Source organism: Niveibacterium umoris (genome assembly GCF_014197015.1).
In the GTDB taxonomy this organism is placed as follows: Bacteria; Pseudomonadota; Gammaproteobacteria; order Burkholderiales; family Rhodocyclaceae; genus Niveibacterium; species Niveibacterium umoris.
On the sequence record NZ_JACIET010000002.1, the window covers coordinates 301,892 to 321,551 of the forward strand.

General features: G+C 66.4%; 14 protein-coding genes and 1 tRNA gene. 7 read left to right on the forward strand and 8 right to left on the reverse strand.

Translation table 11 applies throughout. The features are described 5' to 3' along the window. Nucleotides 1–81: 81 nt before the first annotated feature. Together GGR36_RS13475 and GGR36_RS13480 are read left to right on the forward strand one after the other, a co-directional pair. Entirely contained in the window at nucleotides 82–1,863 is a 1,782-nt protein-coding gene (locus GGR36_RS13475; protein WP_183635248.1) for an autotransporter domain-containing protein, read from the forward strand. Between the two features lie 85 nt (nucleotides 1,864–1,948). Then, a tRNA-Gly gene (locus GGR36_RS13480) sits at nucleotides 1,949–2,022 on the forward strand. Between the two features lie 137 nt (nucleotides 2,023–2,159). Here GGR36_RS13480 and GGR36_RS13485 read toward each other — a convergent pair. Further along, the gene (locus GGR36_RS13485) at nucleotides 2,160–2,507 is read right to left on the reverse strand and encodes a hypothetical protein (protein WP_183635249.1); all 348 of its coding nucleotides are present in this window, start codon (nucleotides 2,505–2,507) and stop codon (nucleotides 2,160–2,162) included. Between the two features lie 327 nt (nucleotides 2,508–2,834). On the opposite strand from GGR36_RS13485, the gene trhA reads away from it, so the two are divergent. Next, on the forward strand, nucleotides 2,835–3,479 hold the full coding sequence (trhA, locus tag GGR36_RS13490; protein ID WP_183635250.1) for a PAQR family membrane homeostasis protein TrhA: 645 nt from the start codon (nucleotides 2,835–2,837) through the stop codon (nucleotides 3,477–3,479). Nucleotides 3,480–3,493: 14 nt separating this feature from the next. On the opposite strand, the gene GGR36_RS13495 is transcribed toward trhA, so the two are convergent. The 6 genes from GGR36_RS13495 to GGR36_RS13520 form a co-directional block, all read right to left on the reverse strand. After that, nucleotides 3,494–4,672: an HD-GYP domain-containing protein gene (locus GGR36_RS13495; protein ID WP_183635251.1), complete on the reverse strand. Its 1,179-nt coding sequence runs from the start codon at nucleotides 4,670–4,672 to the stop codon at nucleotides 3,494–3,496. A 66-nt stretch (nucleotides 4,673–4,738) separates the two neighbouring features. Next, nucleotides 4,739–6,397, reverse strand: coding sequence for a magnesium transporter CorA family protein (locus GGR36_RS13500; protein WP_207064429.1), 1,659 nt, complete (start codon nucleotides 6,395–6,397; stop codon nucleotides 4,739–4,741). Nucleotides 6,398–6,502: 105 nt separating this feature from the next. After that, complete coding sequence (locus tag GGR36_RS13505; protein WP_183635253.1) at nucleotides 6,503–6,778, reverse strand: hypothetical protein; 276 nt, start codon at nucleotides 6,776–6,778, stop codon at nucleotides 6,503–6,505. Next, complete coding sequence (locus tag GGR36_RS13510; protein ID WP_242533262.1) at nucleotides 6,775–7,272, reverse strand: lipocalin family protein; 498 nt, start codon at nucleotides 7,270–7,272, stop codon at nucleotides 6,775–6,777. Before GGR36_RS13510 ends, GGR36_RS13505 begins: the two co-directional genes overlap by 4 nt. A 92-nt stretch (nucleotides 7,273–7,364) precedes the next feature. Next, nucleotides 7,365–8,180 carry a DnaJ domain-containing protein gene (locus GGR36_RS13515; protein WP_207064430.1) on the reverse strand — a complete coding sequence of 272 codons (816 nt, stop codon included), beginning with the start codon at nucleotides 8,178–8,180 and terminating at the stop codon, nucleotides 7,365–7,367. Nucleotides 8,181–8,214: 34 nt separating this feature from the next. Next, nucleotides 8,215–8,958 (reverse strand): DnaJ domain-containing protein, encoded by a 744-nt coding sequence (locus GGR36_RS13520; protein ID WP_183635256.1) that lies wholly within the window; start codon nucleotides 8,956–8,958, stop codon nucleotides 8,215–8,217. A gap of 195 nt (nucleotides 8,959–9,153) precedes the next feature. Here GGR36_RS13520 and putA point away from each other — a divergent pair, with 195 nt between their 5' ends. Then, entirely contained in the window at nucleotides 9,154–13,077 is a 3,924-nt protein-coding gene (gene putA / locus GGR36_RS13525) for a trifunctional transcriptional regulator/proline dehydrogenase/L-glutamate gamma-semialdehyde dehydrogenase (RefSeq protein WP_183635257.1), read from the forward strand. 11 nt (nucleotides 13,078–13,088) lie between these two features. On the opposite strand, the gene GGR36_RS13530 is transcribed toward putA, so the two are convergent. Continuing rightward, the gene (locus GGR36_RS13530) at nucleotides 13,089–14,039 is read right to left on the reverse strand and encodes a helix-turn-helix domain-containing protein (protein WP_183635258.1); all 951 of its coding nucleotides are present in this window, start codon (nucleotides 14,037–14,039) and stop codon (nucleotides 13,089–13,091) included. A 151-nt stretch (nucleotides 14,040–14,190) separates the two neighbouring features. Between GGR36_RS13530 and GGR36_RS13535 the strand changes: the two genes are divergently transcribed. The 3 genes from GGR36_RS13535 to GGR36_RS13545 all read left to right on the forward strand — a co-directional run bounded on the left by GGR36_RS13535 (nucleotide 14,191) and on the right by GGR36_RS13545 (nucleotide 19,659). Further along, the gene (locus GGR36_RS13535; RefSeq protein ID WP_183635259.1) at nucleotides 14,191–14,706 is read left to right on the forward strand and encodes a cysteine hydrolase family protein; all 516 of its coding nucleotides are present in this window, start codon (nucleotides 14,191–14,193) and stop codon (nucleotides 14,704–14,706) included. Between the two features lie 271 nt (nucleotides 14,707–14,977). Then, nucleotides 14,978–18,886: a DUF3683 domain-containing protein gene (locus tag GGR36_RS13540; protein ID WP_183635260.1), complete on the forward strand. Its 3,909-nt coding sequence runs from the start codon at nucleotides 14,978–14,980 to the stop codon at nucleotides 18,884–18,886. 161 nt (nucleotides 18,887–19,047) lie between these two features. Then, on the forward strand, nucleotides 19,048–19,659 hold the full coding sequence (locus tag GGR36_RS13545) for a CDP-alcohol phosphatidyltransferase family protein (protein ID WP_183635261.1): 612 nt from the start codon (nucleotides 19,048–19,050) through the stop codon (nucleotides 19,657–19,659). Nucleotide 19,660 lies beyond the last annotated feature (1 nt).

The following is a 19,660-nucleotide window of genomic DNA, read 5'->3' on the forward strand; positions in this document are numbered from 1 at the left end:
ATTGATGCAAAGTGCCCCCACCCATACGGTCGCGTATACGCCGGCCGTCAAACAATAAGATTTGCACTTGAGGAGACACTGATGTTCATCCGCCGTCCGCTCGGACTCGCCGTTGCAGCGCTTTTGTCGTTCCCGGCCGCCGCGTCCGATTTCAACGCAACCGTTTTCTTTGGCGACAGCCTCACCGACTCGGGGTTTTTCGGATCCAAGTGGACGACCAATCCGGGCAATGTCTGGGCTGAGAACCTCGCGGGGCAGCTCGGCACATCGGCGGTGACCGCCAAGCCGGGCACGACCGGAACCGACTACGCGCAGGGCGGCGCGCGCGTCACCACGCCCGCCGGCCAAGAGTCGATGGTGCAGCAGCTGGATCGTTACCTCGGCGATCATGGTGGCAAGGCGGACAGCCGCACCCTGTACACAGTATGGGGCGGCAACAACGATATCTTCTACGCTGTGACCACCTTCGGCACAGACGCCAATTCCATTACCAACTACGTACTGAGCACCACGACCGAGCAAACGGCAATGATCAAGAAATTGCTGAATGCCGGCGCGAAGTATGTTCTGGTTCCGAACCTGCCGGATATTGGGGCAACGCCGCTTGGTGCATCGGTTGGTCCAACCAATGCTGCGTTGCTGACCTCGCTTTCGGACAACTACAACAAGGTCCTGTTCGGTCGGATCGCTGCCGCGGGGCTGAATGTCATTCCGCTGGACACCTTCAACCTTCTGCGCGAGGTCCGTGCTCATGGCGCAAGCTTCGGCTTGACCAATACGACCGACCGCGCTTGCGGCGCAGTGAGTTCCAGTAGCTGCTTCCCGGCCAACTACGTCACGCCAAACGCCGACAAGACTTACGCGTTCGCCGACGACGTGCATCCGACCACCGCCGCGCACGTCATCCTGGCCGACTACGCCTACTCCATGCTGATGGCGCCGCAACAAATCGGCATGCTGGCAGAAACGCCGGTGCGCACCCGCAGCACCCTGACCAACCTCCTGCTGGATCAGGGCATGGAATCGCCGACCCGGCCCAGCCGCGTCTGGGCGACGCTGACTGGCGGCCAGGTCAAATACGGTGACGACCAGGCCCTGGGCGGTGCCGATGGCCTGCCCTACGGGTTCACGGCCGGTTACGACACCCGCACGCGTCTGGGCGGCATGGGCGTCGCCTTCAACTTCAATACCTACAAGCCGGACTTCGCGCAGAACGGCGGCTCCTACACCCAGAACGAAGTCTCCGCGAGCTTCTACGGCGGCGTGATCCTGGGTCAGCTCGGCTTGTCCTTTGCCGGTACGGTTGGCTACATCGGGTACAACACGTCGCGCGACGTCAAACTCGGCCCGGTCACCCGCACTGTCGATGGCGAAACCGAGGGTTCGAACATTTCGGCGGGCATGCAGGCCTTCTACCAACTGCAGTCGGGCAAGCTGACGCATGGTCCGGTCGCGGGCTTGACCGCACAGCGGGTGCAGGTGCGCGCATTCAACGAATCGAACGCAAACGGTGCCTCGACCGCGCTGAGCTTCGGTTCGCAGGTACGCCAATCGGTGCTCGGCCACCTCGCCTACCAGATGACCTACGATGCGGGCGGCTTCATCCCCTACGGCCGGCTCGGCGTCGAGCACGACTTCATCGACAGCAGTGATCGCGACATCCAGGTCGGCCTGCCGTCGGTCTACACCGGCAGCTATGCCTTGCCGGCAGCCAAGATCGACCAGACCGCCGCAAGCGTGCAACTGGGTAGCCGCTTCCTCCTCAATCCGGCACTCGGCGCCTGGGTCGAGTTCGACGGCAATTTCGGCCGCAAGGACATCTCCGACTACACCCTCAGCGCTGGCCTGCGCTACGCGTTCTGACCCTGCGTCGTTTGCCTGATCACCCGACGGCCCGGTACAATCCGGGCCGTTGTTCCTTCCGGCTGGTCAGCCGGAGGCCGCCCGAGCGGGCGTCGTATAATGGTAATACCCTAGCTTCCCAAGCTAGAGCCGTGGGTTCGATTCCCATCGCCCGCTCCACCTCGTTAGTACTTTCCCTCTCCCTTTGGCGTCTTTGGACGGCGCATCCGCGTTCGCGCGACCTGGGCGTGTCTTCGGGCTGAAACCCGGGCGGCGATGATCGTTGCACGCCGCAGCACGCCGATCCGCGCGCAGAGCTATCGCGAGCAACGACGACTCAAGACGATCACCACACCAAGGCCGGCGAGCAGGAGCCAGGTGGGCCGCGTTTGCGACTCAGGCGGGACGTCGCGGGACGCCGAGACTGCGCCGCCACCGGCACGCTCCGATCCCATCGGCAACCCGGCCGGCGCCATGCCACGGGGTACGGCGTCGGTGTCACCGGCATCAGACGTCGCGGACCAGGACATCGCATCCAGTCGGGCCGGAGCACCAAACGTATCGCCTGCGAAAGCGATCGCGAGACGGTCCGAGTCCGCGGCGTGGGTGGTAAGGGGTGCCATAAGCAGCACGGCAGCAAACAGGACGGAAGGCATCGGTTTCATGGCTGCACTCCTCGGCATTGGGGGTACCCACCCCACGCATATCGCATGCCAATTTGCCGCATCGCACAAAAACTCAACGTGGCAACCTGCTCTCTCGCAGCATGCCGCCTTGCCTCGTCAGCGTTACGACAAGTGATGCGAACGGGCGCATCCTCCACCGGCAAGGTGATCTCCGTCGCTCGCAAATGGTGCGCCGCCGCAATATCTCGAGCGATTGGGCACCGATCAAGCGCGGGTAGCGTTGCCGCAAATGACCCTGCTCAAGGTGCGTTGGCGCAGTGAGAGCGATGCTGCCGACTAGGATTCCGGCCAGCAGGACTCGCCCCAATGAAAGTCAAAAAACGCCTCCAGACGCACGCCGAGGAGTTGGCAAACTCGATCAGCCATGGCCTCGGCCTGCTTGCCGCATTGGTTGCGGCGCCGATCCTGATTGTCAGCACGCTACGCACCGGCACCAGCGCCAATGTCGTCGGGGCCGTCGTATTCGCGATCAGCATGGTGCTGATGTACCTGAACTCTTCGCTTTACCACTTGATGCCGCAAGGCCAAGTGAAGCAGGTGTTCCGCAAGCTCGACCACGCAGCAATCTTCCTGCTGATCGCCGGCACCTACACCCCCTTCACCCTCGGGGTGCTGAGCGGTACGCTGGGCTGGACGCTGTTTGGTCTGGTCTGGGGCATTGCCGGACTCGGCTTGCTGCTGATGCAGTTCGAGCGGCTCTCGAATCCGTGGGTATCGAACGGACTCTATCTGGCGATGGGCTGGCTGATCGTCGCGGCAACGGTACCGATGGTGACGCGGATGGCGACGTCCGGTCTGTTGCTACTGCTCGCCGGCGGGCTCGCTTACAGCGGCGGCGTGGTGTTCTACGCGCTGGACGCACGGCTCCGCTTCGGGCACTTCGTCTGGCACTTGTTCGTGATCGCCGGAACGGCCTGCCACTTCTTCGCCGTGCTCTATCACGCCGGCTAACCGCACGCGGCAATTCAGAATTCGAATTCGAGCGTATCGAAGGGTCGGCTGCGGCGACGCGGTTCGTAGCCGAATACCCGCGCCGGATCGAGCATCAGCTGGCTGAAGCGCTCCGCAGGCACAGTGCCGGTGACGGCAAACTGGGCCCGCGCCGTGTCTCGCACGACCGGCTCCATGTAGAACTGCCCGTTGCGGTTGATCACCGCATACACGACAGGCTGGTTCGCGCGCTCGCCGCGTCGGATCACCAGCCCCAGTTCGCCGCTCGCCAGCCGCACGCCGGTGCCGGGCGGATAGATGCCCATTTCCCGCACCAGCGCCGCGACCAGCGGATTGTCGGTACCCCCGTGGCTCATGAAGGTCTCGCGCAGGGCCTGATCCGGCGACAGGGCCGGGCGACTCGCGCGCGGGCTGACCTTGGCGCCGAAGATGTCGGCGAGCCGGATTACTTCGGCCAGCTGCGCCGCCGACCCGTGGCGCACGCGTACCGGCATGCGGTCCGGGCTTTCGTGGTGCAGTGCGACCGCCCGCAACCAGTCATCGTCGTCCACGCCAACGCGTTCGAGCATGTGCAGGCCACGCACCGGGTGCTGGCTGATCAGCTCGCGCTGAGGATCGCTGAGCGGCGCAGTCTGCGACACCAGGCTGCTTTGCAGCTGGCGCATGCCGACGTTCATGCTCAGCGCGGCACGCAGCAGCGTCATGCGTTGGCTGGCCGGCCAGCCGAGCCGGCGGGTGATCAGTTCGCAGACGGTGGCGGCGTGAATCGCGTGCGCCACACCGTAATTGGTGCCCCGCCAGCGGATCATCTGGAACAAGGCAAGATCCGGATCCCGGTCGCAAAGCTGGGTGACCATAGGCGCAAGGTCGGTCAGCCGTTCGGCGACATCCGGCGTACGCTCGAAGGCATGCAGCAAGTTGGCGAGCCGGCTCTCGGTGCGCTGCCAGCCACCCACCGGGTCGGCAATCGGCGGGCGCGGAGCCTGTGGCCGCGCCGGCCCGATGCCGGTCGGTGACGGGGCATCAACATAGTCCTGCACATAGGCGCCGCGCGCGACCAAGTGATCGAGCTGGTCCGGCATCTGCACCCGGAAGCCGCGGCGCAGCAGCAGCGTCCCGTTGGCGTCGAAGACGTCCCACGGGAGCGGCTCATTCACGCGCAGCGCACTGCGCGAGAGGCGGACTGATCGCATTGCTGGATTCCGGTTCGAAACGGGCATCGGCGCCCGCATGTCTGGGTTATCGGCCGCACGACCGTGTCACTTGAGCACGCCGCGTTCGCTGGTTTTTTCCGGCGGTGCCGGATTTCGCATCGCGCGAAACAGTGCGACGACCTTCTTCCTCAGCGGCAGTGACTCATCCGACAGATCTTCGAGGAAGTCGGACAAACGTTTCGATTTCGCAATCGCGAAGAAGGTCAGTAGCGCCGAGGCCAGCACCACCACCACGAAGTAGTTGATGCGGTGGAGCAGCGGCGCTTCGGCCTCTGCGATCAGGTTCATGCCAAGGAATCCGGTCGAGACTGATCCGATCAGCCCGAGGATGGTTACCACCGTCAGCCGCACCACCGTGTTCGACTGGCGCCGCGCGCTGTCGCTGTCGAGGTAGTTGCTCATCTCGGCGACTTGTTCCTTCACCTGCGCGAAGAGCGCATCGTTGCCCAGGTGCGTCGAGGCGCGCCGAAACAGCGACTGCACCTGGCCACGCTCGGAGATTTCCGGGAACCAGTAGCGGTGCGTGAAGCCCAGGAAGAGCGCGAAGATCGCGCGGATACGCCGCTTGAACAGGCGCACCGAGTCGACGCTGCGGATGTCGAGCCCGCTGATCGCAGCAGCCAGCCGGTCCGAGAACACCAGCAGCGCGGCACGGTGGAAGTGGGCGATCACGAACAGCAGGAAGTACTGGTGGCGGAACTGCGCCAGCAGCCCACGCTCGCGGCAGCAGAAGAACTCGCTCTTGCCTTCGCCGACCACGATCATCGACTGGCCGGAGCACAGGAAGCGGGTGTTCGGACCGGCCTCGCTCCCGCTCCAGTAGCGGTCGTCACAGTAGCGCCGCTCGAACTCGGTCACCGACGGATCGCGCACCGGCAAAGGGTCGCCTGGTCGCAGGTGCGAGATCAGACCGAGGTGGATGAAGTCGTCACGTGTGAGCGCGCGCGGATTCTCCAGCGCGAGGAAGGCCATAAAGGGCATGCGGTGGTACTCGATCTGCCGGTAGCGCAGCGGGCCCTCGTCGCGCACATGATCGGACACCAGCGGTCGCAACAGCCAGTCCCAATGCGCACCCACGCACGGCGCGCGGTTCTGGCACACGAAGGCGAGGTAGCGCGCACGGTCATCGCTGTCGGACTGCGCCAGTACCGCATCGTCGTCGCCCAGCCATTCGGCCCGGTAGAGGTTATGCAAGCCCTGCCCGGCATCATCCCAGCCAGAGGGATAGGCACGCCCGAAGCGATACAGCAATTCCTGCACCGTATCGAGCGGCAGGTCGTTCGCCTGCAACTCGACGTTCAGAAGGATCAGGTCGAGATCGAGGAAGAAGTACAGGTCGACATGTTCGACATCGAGTCGGACCGGTGTATCGCCCTGCGTCACCGTCACCCGCAGCGCGCGCACATCGTCGCGCCGGAACACCCGCATCGGTGCCGCGGCGAGCGGCCCTTCGGGAAGGTCGTCGGCACGCCGCGGATCGCCGTACAGAAAGCGCTGCACATACGGCAGGAAGGAGACGAACTCCTTGTAGTGGCGTTCCTGGAAGTCGCGCGGGTCTTCGGTGAATTCATCCGCTACGCGGTGCCAGCGGTGCTGCCAGCGCGGGTCGTCTAGCATGCGCCAGGGTTTGCGGCCGACCTCTGCGCCGTGCGCAGCCTCCAGTTGCAGGGGCCACAGCAGGATATGGCGGAAATGCCGGACCATTTGAGCGGATGCGGATGCTGCCTCTGCCTGCGCCATCGGAAACCTCGCGACTGCCGAACTGCGGCAAGAATGCCCGAGTGCAGCAGCCGCGTCGATTCCCGCCGCTCAGCCTCCGGCGTCGAGACGCGCCTCGGCCTTGTCGAGCCACACCGCAAACGCATCGAGCAGATCGTCGCGGCTGAAGGCGCAGGCATCACCCGAGAACAGACGGCTCGATTCCAGCCGCGTCAGCAGATCCTGCGAGACCTCGGCGAAACGCGGTGGCAGACGCGCGCAGAGCGCCGCTGCGCCGGCTCGCCAGTCGCTCAGGAAGCTGTCGATCGCGCGCGGTTCGCCGCGCAGTTCGGCCAGCCGTTCGCGCAGTCGGCCGACGTCGGTCATGACGGCCCGCCCGGTTGCGGGGTGCGGCGCAGCTGGCTCAGGTCGTAGCCCAGAGCCGCCGCCCGCGCGGTGATCTCGGCATAGGTCGCATCCGCCATCTGCGGCGTGCGTGAGAGCACCCACAGGTAGTCGCGGCCCGGTCCGCCGACCAGCGCCCAGCGGTAGTCCGGATCGAGTGCGAGCACCCAGTAGTCACCCTCGAAAGGCCAGAAGAAAGACACCTTCAGCTTGCCCGGTGCGACGACGCGGGCACGCCCCTCGCTTTGTTTCCACTCGCCGTCGAGGGTGTCCTTGCGGCAACGGTTCTTCACCGAGACGCCGCCCTCGCGCAGGCCGTATTCGGCGGTGGTCGCCACGCAACCGCGCTGGAAGAAGTTGGGGAAGGACGCAATCTCGTACCACAGGCCAGCGTAACGCGTCAGATCGACCTGGCTCACCACCGGGGGCGGTTCGGCGGCACGCGCGGTGGGCGCGAGGATCAGGGCAAGACTCAACAGAAGGGTGCGGGAAAATGCGCTCGTCAGCATGGCGGTCCAGTAGCAATCAGGTCTTGCTCAGGCAAAGCCCGGCGCAAAGGGTTCCCGCCTCATTCGAGATTCATCCGCCGCGCGTTCTCCCGTTCCAGGCGTTCGAGGTATGCCTTGTCGCGCTCCAGGCGGCGTTTTGACTCCTCGGCCAGCCGCGCCCGCTCGCGTCGATCTTCGGCGGCGGTCCGCTCGGCCTCGCGACGCAATTGCTCGCTGCGCGCGCGTTCTTCCTGCTCGGCGCGCTGCATGCTGTATTCAAGATCGCTCGACACACGGTCCGCCTCGCTGCGCGCGCGGTCGAGTTCCTGCTGGCGCGTGCGCTCGGCGCGCTCGGCCGCTTCACGTTCGCGGCGCGCGCGCCACTCCTGCTCGCGCGCTTCGCGCTCCTGCTGGTAGCGCGCCTCCTCTTCCGGAGAACGCGGCGGCCCTTCGCTCTGCTCCCGCTCGATCCGCTCGACTTCCGCCCGCTGGCGTGCGGCGACATCCTCGGGGTGGCCCACGACTGAGCCGAGGCGGAACCACCAGCCGGCGGGCAGGACCACGATCAGCGCAAGCAACACCCACGCAAGGCGGCCGACCTGCGCGAAACGGAATCCGCCCGACACCTCGCCCGCCTCAGGCGCAAACGCCGCCAAGGCTTCGTCGGGCGTGATGCTGGGGCGCAGCGAGCCATCATAGGAGGCGCGTCGGTTGGCGTCGCACAATGTGTAGATCGCTTCCTTCACAGCCACGCGGCGCGTCGCGAAGTCCTCTGCGGTATCCGGCGTCGCCCGCTCCGGTGCGAACTCGGCCAAGAGCCGTTCTCCAGCCGCGCGCAGGGCCGCTTCATCGGCGTCCTGCGGCAATCCCAGCACGTCGTAAAGCGTCTTCTTCATTGTGGCGTTCACTGTTGAGGTCATTTCCGGGGGCTCAGCGCAAGCGCATCACGCGATTGTTCTCTTCCTGCAGACGTTCGACTTCGGCGCGTTCGCGTTCAGTGCGTTCCCGTTGTCGCTGGGCTTCCTCCGCCGCGTCCTCGCGCGCTTGCTCGCGCTCGGCCTCCGCACGCTCGCGCGCCGCCTGCGCCTCGGCGGCCTCGTTTTCGCGGTTGCGTTCGCGATCGGCCATGTTTTCGTCCGAGCGCCGCCGCGCTTCCTCGAAGGCGCGCTGGTCGGCGTCACGCTGCGCGCGCGCCTCCCACGATTCGCCAGGCGCGCCATCGCCCCCCTGCGTTTGCCCCTCGGTGCGCGCCGCCGCTTCGCGTGCGCGCAGCTCGGCTTGCCAGGCTTCGGCACTGGCCGCTTCGTTGCGGTTCCACATCCAGGCACGGCAGCTGGACCATCCAAACGCGATCAGCGTCAAAGCCGCGATGGTGATGATCAGGCGCCCCGCGCGCCAGTCGAAGAGTGGCCGACCGGCCGGTTCCGGCAGCATCTCCGGCTCCGGCAGCACATCGAAAGCTTCTGGCGGCAAGGTCGCGTCGTAAGCGGCGCGTGCTTCCGGGTTGCCGAGAACGCCCCAGGCGGCGTTGATCTCGGCCAGGCGGCTGGCGGATGTGCCGCTTGTCGCAGCCTCGCGTTCGAGCGGCACCGAAAGCCGCTGCCAAGCAGCGCACAGCTCGTCGGCAGTCGCGTGCGGATGGCAGCCCAGAATCTGATAAAGCGTGCGAGGCATGGCAGTCGGTTTGGGGGGCGGGAGTGGCCGATTCTAGCCGGTGCGGGCCAAGCTTTCTGCCACTTACTTTGCAGCCGGGCCACTGCACTGGCGGCATCTGCGCCGCAGACGCGACCAAGATTGTCGTTGATCGACTAGCCGTAGGCGCCGCCGCCACCTATGCTGGTTGCACCCACAGAGAACACAGGTGCAACCATGTCCGCCACCACCCTCGGCGTCAAACTCGACGACGCCGCACGCGAACGCATCCGCCAGGCCGCACAAGGGCTTGAGCGCACGCCGCACTGGCTGATCAAGCAGGCCATCTTCCATTACCTCGACGCGCTGGAACACGGCCACACACCGCCGGAATACGACGGCAGCGGTGCGCTGATCGAGGCGGACGAGCGCCCGGCCCCGGCCGAAGGGCCGCAACCCTTCCTCGACCTGGCGCTTGGGGTGCAACCGCAGAGCGAACTGCGCGCCGCCATCACCGCCGCCTACCGCCGGCCGGAACCCGAAGCGCTGGCAATGCTGTTGCCACTGGCGCGCCAGTCGGCCGAACGCACCGATGCGACCCGCACGCTGGCGACGCAGCTGGTCGAAGCGCTGCGTGCGAAAGGCACCGGCGGCGGCCGCAATGGCCTGGTGCAGGGCCTGCTGCACGAGTTCGAGCTCTCCAGCCAGGAGGGCGTGGCGCTGATGTGCCTTGCCGAAGCGCTGCTACGCATCCCCGACCGCGCCACCCGCGACGCACTGATCCGCGACAAGGTCGGCCGCGGCGACTGGGCGGCGCACCTCGGCCAGTCCGAATCGCTGTTCGTGAACGCCGCCACCTGGGGCCTGCTCATCACCGGCAAGCTGGTCGGCACGCAGTCGGAATCGGGCCTCAACAACGCGCTCTCGAAGCTGATCGCCAAGAGCGGCGAGCCGGTCGTGCGCAAGGGCGTGGACATGGCGATGCGCCTGATGGGCGAGCAGTTCGTCACCGGCGAAACGATTGCCGAAGCGCTGGAGAACGCGCGCAGCCACGAGGCCAAGGGCTTCCGCTACTCCTACGACATGCTCGGCGAAGCCGCGCTGACCGCCACCGACGCCGAGCGCTACTACGCTGCCTACGAGCAGGCGATCCACGCCATCGGTCGCGCCGCCGCCGGGCGCGGCATCTACGAAGGGCCCGGCATCTCGGTCAAGCTGTCGGCGCTGCATCCGCGCTACAGCCGCGCCCAGCGCGACCGCGTGATGGACGAGTTGTATCCGCGCCTAGCCGCGCTGACGAAGCTCGCGCGCCGCTACGACATCGGGCTCAACATCGACGCGGAGGAAGCCGACCGGCTCGAAATCTCGCTCGACCTGCTCGAACGCCTGTGCTTCGAGCCTGATCTGGCGGGCTGGCATGGCATCGGTTTCGTGATCCAGGCCTATCTGAAGCGCGCGCCGCATGTGGTCGACTTCGTCATCGAACTCGCCCGCCGCAGCCGCCGGCGCCTGATGGTGCGGCTGGTGAAGGGCGCCTACTGGGACAGCGAGATCAAGCGCGCCCAGGTGGACGGCCTCGAAGGCTACCCGGTGTGGACGCGCAAGCTGCACACCGATGTCGCCTACCTCGGCTGCGCACGCAAGCTGCTCGACGCACCCGAGGCGATCTACCCGCAGTTCGCCACGCACAACGCCTACACCGTGGCCGCGATTTACCAGATGGCCGGGCAGAATTTCTACGCCGGCCAGTACGAATTCCAGTGTCTGCACGGCATGGGCGAACCGTTGTACGAAGAAGTGGTGGGCGCGGACAAGCTCGGCCGCCCGTGCCGCGTGTATGCGCCGGTCGGCTCGCACGAGACGCTGCTGCCTTACCTCGTCCGCCGGCTGCTGGAGAACGGCGCCAACAGTTCCTTCGTGAACAAGGTCGGTAACGACAAGGTGCCGGTCGCGGAACTGGCCGGCGACCCGGTCGCCGAGGCCGAAGCGCTGCAGCCGGTGGGCGCGCCACATCCGGCGATCCCGCTGCCGCGCGCCTTGTTCCCGGATGGGCGACTCAATTCGGCGGGGCTCGATCTCTCCAACGAACACCGGCTCGCATCGGTCTCCGCCGGTTTGCTGGCAACCCGCGAGCAGACCTGGCGCGCCGTGCCGCTGCTGGCCGACGGCCCGCGTGCCGGTCTCGCCCAGCCGGTCACGAATCCGGCGGATCGGCGCGATGGGGTCGGCGAGGTGATCGAAGCCAGCACGCAGGATGTGGCCGACGCACTGGGCCACGCCTTCCACGCGCAGCCGGTGTGGCAATCCACGCCTGCCGGCGAACGCGCCGCGGTGCTGGAGCGCGCCGCCGACCGTTTCGAAGCGGAACGCCATGCGCTGATCGGGCTGGCGATCCGCGAAGCCGGCAAATCGCTGCCGAACGCGGTCGGCGAGGTGCGCGAGGCGGTGGACTTCCTGCGTTACTACGCCGGCCTGGCGCGTGCCAACGATGGCGCCCGCCCACTCGGCCCGGTGGTCTGCATCAGCCCCTGGAACTTCCCGCTCGCGATCTTCACCGGGCAGATCGCTGCCGCACTCGCGGCCGGCAACGTAGTGCTCGCCAAACCGGCCGAGCAGACGCCGCTGATCGCCGCCGCCGCGGTGCGGCTGCTGCACGAAGCCGGCGTGCCGGCCGGCGCGCTGCAACTCTTGCCCGGCCGCGGTGAGACGGTTGGCGCCGCACTGGTCGCCGACCCGCTGGTGCGCGGCGTGATGTTCACCGGCTCCACCGAAGTCGCGCGCCTGATCGCCCGTCAGCTCGCCGGCCGCCTGCTGCCCGACGGCTCGCCAGTGCCGCTGATCGCCGAAACAGGCGGCCAGAACGCGATGCTGGTCGACTCCTCCGCGCTGCTCGAACAGGTGGTGAATGACGCGATCGGTTCCGCCTTCGATTCGGCCGGGCAGCGCTGTTCGGCGCTGCGTGTGCTGTGCCTGCAGGACGAGATCGCCGACCGGGTAATCGAGATGCTGCGCGGCGCGATGGCCGAACTGGTGATCGGCCCGCCGGACCGGCTTGCCACCGACGTTGGCCCGGTGATCGACGCCGAAGCGCGCAACGGCATCCTCACCCATATCGAACGCCTGCGTGCGCGCGGCTGCCGCATCCACCAGACGCCGCTTCCCGACAGCTGCGCGCACGGCAGCTTTGTGCCGCCCACGGTGATCGAACTGCCGGACCTCGCAGCGCTGCAGCGCGAAGTGTTTGGCCCGGTACTGCATGTGCTGCGCTACCGCCGCGAGGATCTGCCGGCACTGCTGGAACAGATCCACGCCACCGGCTACGGCCTGACGATGGGCCTGCACACCCGCATCGACGAGACAATCGGCTACCTCACCACGCATGCAAAGGTCGGCAACCTGTATGTGAACCGCAACGTGATCGGCGCCGTGGTCGGCGTGCAGCCCTTCGGCGGCGAGGGCCTCTCGGGCACCGGGCCCAAGGCCGGCGGACCGCTTGCGCTGTCGCGGCTGGTGCTGGGCGGCGCACGCACCTTACCCGCAGCCGGCGGCACGCAGGCCAGCCTGCAGGCGCGCGGTGCGCTGTCGCCGCTGGAATCACAGGGCGCCTTGCTCCAGGCCGAAGCCCGCGAGCGCCTGAGCCTGCTTGCCCGCTGGTGCGCCGAGGGTTCGTCGGCACAGGCGCTCGTCAGTGCGCTCGCCAGCGATCCGCCAGTCGGTCGGGTGCTGGGCTTGCCCGGCCCCACCGGCGAAGCCAACCTCTATGCGCTGATGCCGCGCGGCACGGTGCTCTGCCTCGCCGATGACGCCGACGCGCTGGTGCCGCAACTGGCAGCCTGCCTCGCAACCGGCAACCGCGCCCGGTTCCAGGACCGCGACGACGCCCGCGCGCTGTTCGCGAGCCTGCCGGCACCGCTGGCCGAACGCATCGACTGGCGCGCGGAACCGCTCGCCGCCCACGTCGACGCCGTGCTCTACGTCGGCGACGCGGACCGGCTGCGCAACCACCAGCGTGCGCTGGCGGAACGGGACGGTTCGCTCCTCAGCTGCACCACCGGCGATGGCCGCGGCCACTACCCGCTCGAACGCCTGCTCGCCGAACGCGTGGTCTCCCTCAACACCTCGGCCGCGGGGGGAAATGCGTCGCTGATGATGATCGGCTGACGGCCGCAGGATCACGCGCCACGAAAAGTCTGCCGCCAGGCACTCGGCGACACGCCGAAGGCGCGGCCGAAGTGCTGGCGCAGCGACACCGCTGAACCGAAGCCAGCCAGCGCGGCGATGCGCTCGACCGGCTGGTCGGTGGTCTCGAGCAGGCGCTGGCTCAGCGCGAGGCGCTCACCGAGCAGCCAGTCGCCGACCGTGGTACCGGTGATCTGGCGGAAATGGCGGGTGAAGGTGCGGCGGCTCATCAGCGTGCGCGCGGCGAGGCTGTCGAGCGAGTGCGGCTGGTCGAGATGCGCCCGGACCCAGTCGAGCAGATCGGTCAGGCGCGAATCGCGCGGGTGCGCCGGCAGCGGTTGCTCGATGAACTGTGCCTGCCCGCCCTGGCGGTGCGGCGGTGTTACAAGGCGGCGCGCAACACGGTTCGCGATTTCACCGCCGTAGCGCTGGCGCAGCAGATGCAGGCAGCAGTCGATGCCCGCCGCGGTGCCTGCCGAGGTGAGCATGGGGCCGTCCTCGACGTAGAGCACGTCGGCATCCAGCACCACCTTCGGGTAGCGCTGCGCGAAGGCATGTGCCGCCGCCCAGTGGGTGGTCGCGCGGCGACCATCGAGCAAACCGGCGTCGGCCAGCACGAAGGCGCCCAGGCACAGCCCGACCAGTTGGGCGCCGTGCGCATGGGCGGCCCGCAACGCCTCGCACAGCGCCTGCGGCGCGCACTCGGCCGGGTCGCGCCAGCTCGGAACGATCACGATCTGCGCCCGTGCCAGGGCCTCCAGCCCATGATCGACCTGCACCCGGAAGCCCGCCGTGGTGCGCAGCGGGCCGGTTTCGGCGGCGCAGACCTGCAGATCGAAACGCGGTACGCCTGGGTGGGTGTCGCCGAACACCACGCAGGGAACCGACAGGTGGAAGGGGCTGATCTGGTCGAAGGCCACCACGGCGACCACCGGCTTTTCCATCGCTGCACTCCGGGTAGGCACGGGCGGGAGGCCCGACGAAGGGATTGGCCCGATCTTATCGGAGTTTGTCGTTCAGGCCACTCACGTCGCAGGCGGCGCAAGGCGAACAATGCGCCTCACCAATACGCACTTCCCCGCAAGGAGCCCATCCATGAGCAAGGCACTGATCGTCATCGACCTGCAGAACGACTACTTCCCCGACGGCAAATTCCCGCAGTGGCATCCGGAGGAAACGCTCGCCAACGTCGAGCGCGCAATCGAGCAAGCGCGTGCCAAGGGCGTGCCGGTGATCCATGTTCAGCACATCGCCGACGCGTCACGCGGCATCGCGCCCTTTTTCAACGCCGGCACACCGGGGGTCGAGATCCATCCGCGCATTCTCGCCGCGGCCCCGGACGCGCCAGTGGTGGTGAAGCACTTTGCCGATGCCTTCCACGACACCACGCTGAAGGCAACGCTCGACGCGCTGGGCGCAACCGAGCTGCTGGTGTGCGGCATGATGACGCAGAACTGCGTGACCCATACCGCGATCTCGAAGGCCGCCGAGCCCTACGCCGTGACGGTGCTGAGCGACTGCTGCACCACCGTCAGCCAGATGCTTCACCTGATCGCGCTCAACGCGCTGTCGACCCGCGTGACTCTGGCGCTGGCTGCGGATGCGATCTGATCGACCGGTCATCCGGACCGCGGATGCGTCGCCGCACTGACACATCCGCAGCGATTTTGGGGTGCCCGCGCGCGCAAGCTTTCTGCAACGCAGCATCCGAACCCCTTGCGAGGTGTGGTGTCGAAGGCCTGACTTCGGCAATTTTGTTGCCCTGAACTTGCCCACACCCCGCGTAAGGTCTTGAATTTCCGGGTGCATGGGCCGGGTTGGCGGGATAAAATGGCCGGCTTCCCCAGAAGCGTGCCGTGCCGCACACAAACAGGACCGCCTGATGCAAGCCGCCCCCGAGTTCGTCCGCGAGACCCCTGCGCCGACCCGCCTGCGCGAGATTCCCTACAACTACACCTCCTTCTCCGATCGCGAGATCGTGATCCGCCTGCTCGGCGAGGAGATGTGGTCGGTGCTCGAATCCCTGCGCGCCGAGCGGGTGACTGGCCGTTCCGCCCGGATGCTTTACGAGGTACTGGGCGACATCTGGGTCGTGCAGCGCAATCCCTACCTGGAAGACGACCTCGTCGACAACCGCGATCGGCGCGGCGCGCTGATCGGCGCGCTGCGTCACCGCCTTGACGAAATCGAGAAGCGTCGCGCTGCGGCCGAGGCGGAAGATCCGGTGCGCGCCAACACGGTGGCGCAACTGGTGACGGCCGCCAACAAGGCAGTCGACGCCTTCCAGCGCCATTTCGAAACGACCTACGACCTGCGCAAGCGCACCGAAAAGCTGCTGTCGAAACACACACGTCGCGACAACATCGCCTTCGACGGCATGGCACGGGTATCGCACGTCACCGACGCGACTGACTGGCGCGTCGAATATCCCTTTGTGGTGCTGTACCCGGACACCGAAGAGGAAATTGGCCATCTGGTGCGCGGCTGTATCGAACTGGGCCTGACGATCATCCCGCGCGGGGGTGGCACCGGCTACACCGGCGGCGCCGTGCCGCTGTCGCCCTACTCGGCGGTGATCAACACCGAGAAGCTGACCGAACTGGGCAAGGTCGAACAGCAGACGCTACCCGGCCTCGACCGCCCCTACGCCACCATCACCACCGGCGCGGGCGTCGTCACCCGCCGGGTGATGGACGCCGCCGAAGGCGTCGGCCTGGTGTTCGCCTGCGACCCGACCTCGGCCGATGCCTCCTGCATCGGCGGCAATATCGCCATGAATGCGGGTGGCAAGAAGGCCGTGCTGTGGGGCACCGCGCTCGACAACCTGGCCTGGTGGAAGATGGTGATGCCCGACGGCAACTGGCTCATCGTTGAACGCCTGAACCACAACCTCGGCAAGATCCACGATCAGGAAACCGTCCAGTTCCGGCTCAAGAAGTTCGACGAATCGGGCAAGCGCCCGCTCGGCGAAGAGATCATCGAGATGCCGGGCGCCGCATTTCGCAAGGTCGGACTCGGCAAGGACGTCACCGACAAGTTCCTCGGCGGCGTGCCGGGCGTGCAGAAGGAAGGCACCGACGGCATCATCACCTCGGCCTGCTGGATCCTGCATCGTCTGCCTGCCCACACCCGCACCGTGTGCCTCGAGTTCTACGGCCAGGTGCGCGAGGCGGTGCCGGCGATCGTCGAGATCAAGGACTACCTCGACCAGCGGCCGGGCGGCGTGCAGCTTGCAGGCCTCGAACACCTCGACGAACGCTATGTGAAGGCGGTCGGCTACGCGCCCAAGGCCAAGCGCCATGGGCGCCCGAAGATGGTGCTGATCGGCGACATCGTCGGCGATGACGAGAATGCAGTGATGCTGGCGACCTCCGAGGTCGTGCGCATCTGCAATGCGCGCGGCGCCGAGGGCTTCATTGCAGTCACCGCCGAGACACGCAAGAAGTTCTGGCTCGATCGTTCGCGCACCGCGGCGATCGCGAAGCACACCAACGCGTTCAAGGTGAACGAGGACGTCGTGATTCCGCTCGATCGCATGGGCGACTATTGCGACGGCATCGAACGCTTCAACATCGAACTCTCGATCCGCAACAAGCTGCGGCTCGCCGATGCGCTGAGCGAATTCCTGCACGGCGAACTTCCGCTGCATCGCGGCGAAGCGACCGGCGACGCCGAGGAGCTGATCGGCGACCGCCGTGCCCACGCGCTGGAATTGCTGTCGCAGGTGCGTGCCCGCTGGCAGTGGATCTTCGACCAGCTCGACACGCCACTCGCCGAAGCGGAGGCGCGCTTCGCGGACTACGGCGTCACCGCCGGCCCGCTCAGCAACCGAGCGGCCAATCCGCGCCTGTTCCACCGTGTGCAGGACTATTCGGTACGTATCTCATGGAAAGCGGAACTGCTGCCGCAGCTCGAAGACATCTTCGAGGGCAAGGTCTTCGATCCGCTGCGCGAACGCATTCTCGCGATCCACAAGGAGGTCTTGCGCGGCCGCGTGTTCGTGGCGCTGCACATGCACGCCGGCGACGGCAACGTGCACACCAACCTGCCGGTGAACTCCGATCACTACGAGATGCTGCAGGAGGCCAATGCCACCGTCAGCCGCATCATGGCACTCGCACGCAGCCTCAATGGCGTGATCTCCGGCGAGCATGGCATCGGCATCACGAAGCTCGAATTCCTCACTGACGCCGAGATGGCGCCCTTCCGCGCCTACAAGCAGAAGGTGGACCCCGAAGGCCGCTTCAACAAGGGCAAGCTGATGCCCGGCGGCGACCTGACGCACGCCTACACGCCGAGCTTCAACCTGATGGGCCACGAGTCGCTCATCATGCAGCAGAGCGACATCGGCTCGATCTCCGATTCGGTCAAGGACTGCCTGCGCTGCGGCAAGTGCAAGCCGGTCTGCGCGACCCACGTGCCGCGCGCCAACCTGCTCTACTCGCCGCGCAACAAGATCCTCGCAACTTCGTTGTTGATCGAGGCCTTCCTCTACGAGGAACAGACCCGTCGCGGCATTTCGATCCGCCACTGGGAAGAGTTCGAGGACGTCGCCGACCACTGCACCGTGTGCCACAAGTGCGTGACGCCCTGCCCGGTCGACATCGACTTCGGCGATGTGTCGATGAACATGCGCAACCTGCTGCGCAAGATGGGCAAGCAGAGCAACAGTCCGGCGAAGAAGGTCGCGATGTGGTTCCTCAATACGAAGAACCCGCAGACCATCAAGTTCCTGCGCAAGACCAGCATCGAATGGGCCTACAAGGCGCAGCGCCTTGGCGTCGACATGCTCAGGCCGCTGACGCGGGAATCGGTCACGCAGCCGCCCTCCACCGTTGGCAAGCCGAACATCCGGGCGCAGGTGATCCACTTCGTGAACAAAAAGATGCCGGGCAAGCTGCCGAACAAGACCGCCCGCGCGCTGCTCGACATCGAGGACGCGAGCATCGTGCCGGTGATCCGCGACCCGCAGCGAACGCGGCCGGATTCCGAGGCGGTGTTCTACTTCCCCGGCTGCGGCTCGGAACGCCTGTTCTCTCAGGTCGGGCTCGCGACGCAGGCAATGCTCTACGAGGTCGGCGTGCAGACCGTGCTGCCGCCGGGTTACCTGTGCTGCGGCTACCCGCAGCGCGGCTCCGGCGACTACGACAAGGCCGACAAGATCACCACCGACAACCGGGTGCTCTTCCACCGCGTGGCGAATACGCTCAACTACCTCGACATCAAGACGGTGGTGGTGAGCTGCGGCACTTGCTACGACCAGCTCACGATGTACGAATTCGAGAAGATCTTCCCCGGCTGCCGCTTGATCGACATCCACGAATTCCTGCTCGAAAAGGGCGTCAAGCTCGAGGGCGTGAAAGGGGTGCGCTACATGTATCACGACCCCTGCCACAGCCCGATGAAACTGCAAGACCCGGTGAAGACCGTCAACGCGCTGGTGCAGACCGCCGACGGCAGCAAGATCGCGAAGAACGACCGCTGCTGCGGCGAAGCGGGCACCTTCGCCATCGCACGGCCAGAGATCGCGACCCAGGTGCGTTTCCGCAAGGAAGAAGAAATGCAAAAGGGTGCCGGTGCGCTGCGCGGCGATGGCTTCGAAGGGGAGGTAAAGATCCTCACGTCCTGCCCCGCCTGCCTGCAGGGCCTGCAGCGCTACAAGGACGATGTGCAAGGTCTGGATGCCGACTACATCGTGATCGAGATGGCGCGTCACCTGCTCGGTGAAGACTGGATGGAGCGTTTCGTCGACACCGCCAACAAGGGCGGCATCGAACGCGTGCTGCTTTAAGGCAGGCCGACCGGATTGATGCGAAACGGGCGCCGCGAGGCGCCCGTTCTTTCTGGCGAACTTGCCGTCGTGGGCCCGCCGCTAACATTCGGTGTGAATTGCTCACACACGGAAACAATCCATACGGCATAGACTGCGCCCGCTATCCAACCGGGGTTGTCATGTCGCTCTACGCGCTGAAACCAGCGTTCCAGTCCTTGCTGCGCCCGCTCGTCGAGCGGCTCTTCCGCGTTGGCGTTACCGCCAACTTCATCACCATTCTTGCAGCGTTGCTATCGGTTCTCCTTGGGGCCACGCTGTGGTTAAAACCAATTGCACCGCTGTTTGCGCTACTGCCGCTGTGGTGCCTGCTGCGGATGGCGCTCAACGCGGTCGACGGCATGCTGGCGCGAGAATTTGGCCAGCGCTCGGTGCTCGGCGGCTTCCTCAACGAGTTGGGCGATGTCGTGTCCGACGCGGCGTTGCTGGCGCCCTTCATGAAACTTGCCGGCACCAGTGCAACGCTGGTGTGGGGCGCGATCTGCCTGTCGATCATCAGTGAGCTTGTCGGCATTCATGCCGCCGCGGCCGGTGGTTCGCGACGCTATGACGGGCCTCTGGGCAAGAGTGATCGCGCCTTCGTGATCGGACTGCTGGGCTTGCTCGTGGCGCTCGGCTGGGTGCCGACCATCTCCTGGATCCCGATCTGGGCCGGCTTCTGCCTGCTCGTGCTCCTCACCACCGCCCGCCGAATCCGCGCCGCACTGTACGAAATTCCCCCGATCCGGAACTGAC

Excerpts from the sequence above, each read along its gene's own strand:
- GGR36_RS13545 (WP_183635261.1), top strand. The coding sequence starts at position 19,048 with ATGTCGCTCTACGCGCTGAAACCAGCGTTCCAGTCCTTGCTGCGCCCG.
- GGR36_RS13485 (WP_183635249.1), bottom strand. The coding sequence starts at position 2,507 with ATGAAACCGATGCCTTCCGTCCTGTTTGCTGCCGTGCTGCTTATGGCA.
- GGR36_RS13500 (WP_207064429.1), bottom strand. The coding sequence starts at position 6,397 with ATGGTCCGGCATTTCCGCCATATCCTGCTGTGGCCCCTGCAACTGGAG.
- GGR36_RS13540 (WP_183635260.1), top strand. The coding sequence starts at position 14,978 with ATGCAAGCCGCCCCCGAGTTCGTCCGCGAGACCCCTGCGCCGACCCGC.
- putA (WP_183635257.1), top strand. The coding sequence starts at position 9,154 with ATGTCCGCCACCACCCTCGGCGTCAAACTCGACGACGCCGCACGCGAA.
- GGR36_RS13515 (WP_207064430.1), bottom strand. The coding sequence starts at position 8,180 with ATGAAGAAGACGCTTTACGACGTGCTGGGATTGCCGCAGGACGCCGAT.
- GGR36_RS13505 (WP_183635253.1), bottom strand. The coding sequence starts at position 6,778 with ATGACCGACGTCGGCCGACTGCGCGAACGGCTGGCCGAACTGCGCGGC.
- GGR36_RS13535 (WP_183635259.1), top strand. The coding sequence starts at position 14,191 with ATGAGCAAGGCACTGATCGTCATCGACCTGCAGAACGACTACTTCCCC.
- trhA (WP_183635250.1), top strand. The coding sequence starts at position 2,835 with ATGAAAGTCAAAAAACGCCTCCAGACGCACGCCGAGGAGTTGGCAAAC.
- GGR36_RS13475 (WP_183635248.1), top strand. The coding sequence starts at position 82 with ATGTTCATCCGCCGTCCGCTCGGACTCGCCGTTGCAGCGCTTTTGTCG.
- GGR36_RS13495 (WP_183635251.1), bottom strand. The coding sequence starts at position 4,672 with ATGCGATCAGTCCGCCTCTCGCGCAGTGCGCTGCGCGTGAATGAGCCG.
- GGR36_RS13530 (WP_183635258.1), bottom strand. The coding sequence starts at position 14,039 with ATGGAAAAGCCGGTGGTCGCCGTGGTGGCCTTCGACCAGATCAGCCCC.
- GGR36_RS13520 (WP_183635256.1), bottom strand. The coding sequence starts at position 8,958 with ATGCCTCGCACGCTTTATCAGATTCTGGGCTGCCATCCGCACGCGACT.